7 protein-coding genes are annotated in these 4,085 nt (G+C 42.0%); 3 read left to right on the forward strand and 4 right to left on the reverse strand.

All coding sequences use genetic code 11. The features are described from left to right. Positions 1–230 precede the first annotated feature (230 nt). Complete coding sequence (gene cas1, locus AB840_RS14915; protein ID WP_048515626.1) at positions 231–716, reverse strand: CRISPR-associated endonuclease Cas1; 486 nt, start codon at positions 714–716, stop codon at positions 231–233. Positions 717–1,241: 525 nt separating this feature from the next. On the opposite strand from cas1, the gene AB840_RS14920 reads away from it, so the two are divergent. After that, positions 1,242–1,511 carry a transposase gene (locus AB840_RS14920; RefSeq protein WP_053078219.1) on the forward strand — a complete coding sequence of 90 codons (270 nt, stop codon included), beginning with the start codon at positions 1,242–1,244 and terminating at the stop codon, positions 1,509–1,511. A gap of 178 nt (positions 1,512–1,689) precedes the next feature. Here the strand turns inward: AB840_RS14920 and AB840_RS18380 are convergent, their stop codons facing one another. Then, on the reverse strand, positions 1,690–2,118 hold the full coding sequence (locus tag AB840_RS18380) for a DDE-type integrase/transposase/recombinase (protein ID WP_078791852.1): 429 nt from the start codon (positions 2,116–2,118) through the stop codon (positions 1,690–1,692). A gap of 587 nt (positions 2,119–2,705) precedes the next feature. On the opposite strand from AB840_RS18380, the gene AB840_RS14930 reads away from it, so the two are divergent. Both AB840_RS14930 and AB840_RS14935 read left to right on the forward strand, forming a co-directional pair. Beyond that, positions 2,706–3,074, forward strand: a complete 369-nt coding sequence (locus tag AB840_RS14930) for a type II toxin-antitoxin system RelE/ParE family toxin (RefSeq protein ID WP_234984955.1) — start codon at positions 2,706–2,708, stop codon at positions 3,072–3,074. Continuing rightward, the gene (locus AB840_RS14935) at positions 3,071–3,349 is read left to right on the forward strand and encodes a helix-turn-helix domain-containing protein (RefSeq protein ID WP_048515625.1); all 279 of its coding nucleotides are present in this window, start codon (positions 3,071–3,073) and stop codon (positions 3,347–3,349) included. Before AB840_RS14930 ends, AB840_RS14935 begins: the two co-directional genes overlap by 4 nt. A 150-nt stretch (positions 3,350–3,499) precedes the next feature. Here the strand turns inward: AB840_RS14935 and AB840_RS18485 are convergent, their stop codons facing one another. Continuing rightward, the gene (locus AB840_RS18485; protein WP_234984954.1) at positions 3,500–3,670 is read right to left on the reverse strand and encodes a terminase TerL endonuclease subunit; all 171 of its coding nucleotides are present in this window, start codon (positions 3,668–3,670) and stop codon (positions 3,500–3,502) included. Between the two features lie 18 nt (positions 3,671–3,688). Continuing rightward, on the reverse strand, positions 3,689–3,934 hold the full coding sequence (locus tag AB840_RS18490; RefSeq protein WP_200810009.1) for a hypothetical protein: 246 nt from the start codon (positions 3,932–3,934) through the stop codon (positions 3,689–3,691). Positions 3,935–4,085: the final 151 nt, after the last annotated feature.

The following is a 4,085-nucleotide window of genomic DNA, read 5'->3' on the forward strand; positions in this document are numbered from 1 at the left end:
AGAAGGGCTCGTTCTCCAGCGAGGAATCTGTCTTCAAGGTTCTCTATCTCAGGGTAAAGGAACTCTATGCCAAGTGGGAAGGGCATCATATCCAGAACTGGGCGATGGTCAGAAACCAGTTGGCTATGGATGATAAGCTGCAAGCTCGTATCCTGAAATACGAGAAATTTTAAAGCCAGCAATCACTGGTAACGCATCTTCTTTTATGATACCTAAAAAAACTTACACACTTAACTTGACAAACCCTCATACCCCATCAATTCTTCTCTGTCTGCAGCCGTATGGATATGTTTGCGTATAGCTTTGATTTGTTGCATAGCCTTTTCCACTTGCCCTATACTTTCTTTTCGAGCATGTCTCTGCAAAATAATGAGCTGATTATGAACTTTCGCCAATATGACTTGTTTGCTGACAGCTAAAGAAAAAGCCGTATTTTGCATGAGAACTTGTTTCTGTTGTTTAAATACATTTACATGACTTGTCGATTCCAAACGACCAAAAAATTTTCCTGTATGGGAAATCCAAGTCACGGGGATTCCGAGCTGCAACAATGAAATCATTGCTTGCGAAGAAATTTGTACACTACCGATCAAGACTAATCCTTCTAATGTCTCTTCAGGAATTTCGAACATAATTTCCAAATTTCTGCCTACAAGAAATCGCCCTCCTTTTTTCTGTACCCGGGCTCCTTCTTCTGTAATGTATACGTAACTCAATAGGCTCACTCTCCATACATAAGATTTGTAAAAAATAGTAATGCTTTAAAAAAGAATAGCGATTATCTTATCCGCTTCGCTAAATCATTATGTAACGCTCATATATCACACACACTCTCCATATGTGCATATTAACATATTGTTGTACCATTTAGAATAGGTATTTTAAATATTTTATTACAATATGATAGTGTCAATTGCTGTGGATAATTTTTTCGAAGGCATTTTTTCTTTGGCTTTCAAACGCATGTAGGGATTCATCACGGACGCATTTGTAATACAAGTCCGTTCAGCAGTACCATAGATAAGTTAGCAAAACATTTTTCAACGCCTGCATTTTTATAACTAAGCAAAGTCGATGGTGCACTATTATCTAGGTCAATACATTTACAGAGAACTTCTTGACACATACGGCAAAGTCCGTATAATGGTGTAAACTTAAAAAATCAAAAGATCCAAATGCTCCTCCCTTTAGGTATCATGTAAATTGACGAAAATCAACATAATACCGAGGAGGAAAAGCAAATGGCTCTTCGTGAATTATTGCAAATAAGCAACATCACCCGCATGGATGATATCCAGGATTTATTCAAAGATACCATTGCTGAATTTATGAAAAATGGATTAAATTCTGAACTGGATGATGCATTAGGGTACAGCAAATATGACTACAAAAACAAGAATACAACCAATAGTTGCAATGGGCATAGTTCTAAGACACTGCGTACCAGCTTTAGGAATGTGGACATTGCTGTTCCTAGAGACCGTAACTGTAGTGGTCAAGCATTTTTGTAACACTTGAGTCTACTTTTTAACGTCTAAATCTGGCCTCAAATGGAATCATATTGTTGTTGTAAGAATGGGGCCGTACATGATTATACCAAATATAGGAAAAATTATTGACAGCTTGATCAAGTTCTTCCTCCGAATGGTAGTAATGTAAGTTGATCTTTTCATTTTTTAGTGTGTTGTACTATCTTTCCATGGGCGCATTATCATAGAGACAGCCAGCTTTATTCATACTTTGGGTAATTTTCACCGACTTGCAGAAGGAGACAAACTCCTTTGAACTAAATTGCGTCCCCTGATCACTATGAAGGATAAGTGGTTGTTTAATAGCCGGTTGAAAATTCAGCGCCTTTTTTACAGTTCGGATAGCAAGATCACTCGTTATTTCTTTTCCATTTATACTGACAACGATACTGCGGTTATAAAGATCAATGATGGCACAATTATAACGCGGGCTGCCATCTGTTAAAAATAAGTACGTGAAATCGGTACACCATTTGCTATTCTTTGATTCAGCGGTAAAATCTTGATGTAAAAGATTAGAAAATATCTTATGCGCGTCCCTTTTACATAGCCTTGCTTTTTCCGCCTTACAATGGATTTTAAGCCTAATTGCTTATTCATATATTTATGAATGGTAGTTTTACTTAAATAGATGTTTTTTCGTGCTAAAAACACCCGCATTTCAAACCACTGAGCCAGCGACAGCTACCGAAGAAAGGCAATCTGATGCAGCCCGGAGTGTGCGAGTCGGGACATCGCATATACAGCTATCGCATGAAACATCAGGGACGGTGCTGAAGCCAGGAAGGGGCGGAAGCCATGGTACACTCATTACAGCCATGAAAAACGAAGAATGGGATGCCGTGTATGACCAATGGGGACGTACGGCCTATAAGCCAATCAGCCAGCGATTTAAAAACATCATGAGACCGAGTGATGAAGCGAGTATCTATGCAGCCCCACAATGGCGTACATCGAGGAAGTATCGGGACGTACAGTTCTGCAAGCAGTCCGTTAGGAAAGCTGGCAAAAGGGTTGCAAATGGCACATATTTTGTAAAAACGTGGGAATAAAACATCGCTTATTATCTAGGTCTAAAGAAAAGACCGAAAACTTCTTGACACTAACTGAGGCTTTGCCTCTCTTGCTTTTTGATAGCATTTATGCTATCATCTAAATAGGAATATAAAGGAGATCATGATGTACAAGATTGAATTTTATGAGAACCAGCACAGCGAATCAGAAGTCTGGGATTTTCTGGAAGCCTTGCGGGTGAAAAGCAAAAACAGCAAAGATGCCCGTGTCCAGTACAACCAGATTATCTTCTACATCGACCTGCTCGCCCAAAACGGTACCAATCTGCCGGTCAACATCACAAAACATCTGGAAGAAGATATCTGGGAACTGCGTCCAGGAAACAACCGGGTCTTTTATTTCTACTATGATGAGAGCCAGTATGTACTGCTCCATCATTTCCGCAAAAAATCACAGAAAACACCGAAACGGGAGATCCGTGCCAAAGCAGAACGTGACGATTACATCCGCCAGAAGGAGGCAGCACAATGAGAACCTGGGAAGACTATAAAAATCATGTAAAGGCAGTTAGCGAAGAAGAACGCCGCAATATGGAAGAAATCGAAGAAGTAAGCAACATTGTTTCCTCTATCATCCGGCGGAGACAGGAACTGGGCATCAGCCAGCGCGCCCTTGCAGAGCGATGCGGCATCCCCCAGTCCTCGGTAGCCCGTATCGAAACCCTGAAGACAACGCCAAAGCTCGATACCCTCGTCAAGCTCATGCAGGCCCTCGACCTGAAACTCCAGGTGGCTGCAGCCGGCTGACAAGAATCAAAACGCAATAACGCCTCGTTCATCATAGACACTGCCTGTCCCGTTGCGGATGCAGCGGTCCAGTGCCATGATGGACGCTACGAATCCGTCGATTTTTTCGACGGATTTTTCTTTGTCCGGCTTGATATTCCCAGCCGGGTCCTACCGCATGACGACGTTGCCGGCCATCCATTTGAGGACAGGATTGCCGCCATGGATGATGTTCCCTTCCATCAGGAGCTTGAACAGTTCCTTCGACAGCGGCGACATATCCTTGAACCCCTGGCCGAAAGGGACCATGGTAAACCCCATGTCTTCCAGGTTCTGCACCATCTGGGTAGCGTCCACCTGTCATAGGCGATTTCCCGTATGTGGTACGTTTCCCCCAGGCGTTCGATGAACTTCTCGATGAAACCATAATGGATGACGTTCCCTTCCGTCGTCTGGATGAATCCCCCGCTTCTGCCAGACGTCGTAGAGAACATGGTCCCGACGGCATCGCAGTTCCAGCGTGTCTTCCGGCAGCCAGAAGAAAGGAAGCAGGATGTATTTTTCATCATCTGTATAATATAAACTAAAAATACCGGGTTTTATCATCAGGGAATCGTAAGCGCACGATAGGTTCTTTCCAACTTTAGTTGATTTTTTGCAATTCTAATCGTAATAATTTAAATTTTAGTAATTTGAAACTACAACGACCATACATGATTCTTTTAATCACCTTTAATTTATTGACACTCCCTTCAGC

Origin of the sequence: Megasphaera cerevisiae DSM 20462 (assembly GCF_001045675.1) — a bacterium.
Classification (GTDB): domain Bacteria; phylum Bacillota; class Negativicutes; order Veillonellales; family Megasphaeraceae; genus Megasphaera; species Megasphaera cerevisiae.

What these genes read in the sequence shown, in the direction of transcription:
- AB840_RS14920 (WP_053078219.1), top strand. Translation starts at nt 1,242, where the DNA reads ATGGCTCTTCGTGAATTATTGCAAATAAGCAACATCACCCGCATGGAT.
- AB840_RS14930 (WP_234984955.1), top strand. Translation starts at nt 2,706, where the DNA reads ATGATGTACAAGATTGAATTTTATGAGAACCAGCACAGCGAATCAGAA.
- AB840_RS14935 (WP_048515625.1), top strand. Translation starts at nt 3,071, where the DNA reads ATGAGAACCTGGGAAGACTATAAAAATCATGTAAAGGCAGTTAGCGAA.
- AB840_RS18485 (WP_234984954.1), bottom strand. Translation starts at nt 3,670, where the DNA reads ATGGTGCAGAACCTGGAAGACATGGGGTTTACCATGGTCCCTTTCGGC.
- AB840_RS18490 (WP_200810009.1), bottom strand. Translation starts at nt 3,934, where the DNA reads ATGATAAAACCCGGTATTTTTAGTTTATATTATACAGATGATGAAAAA.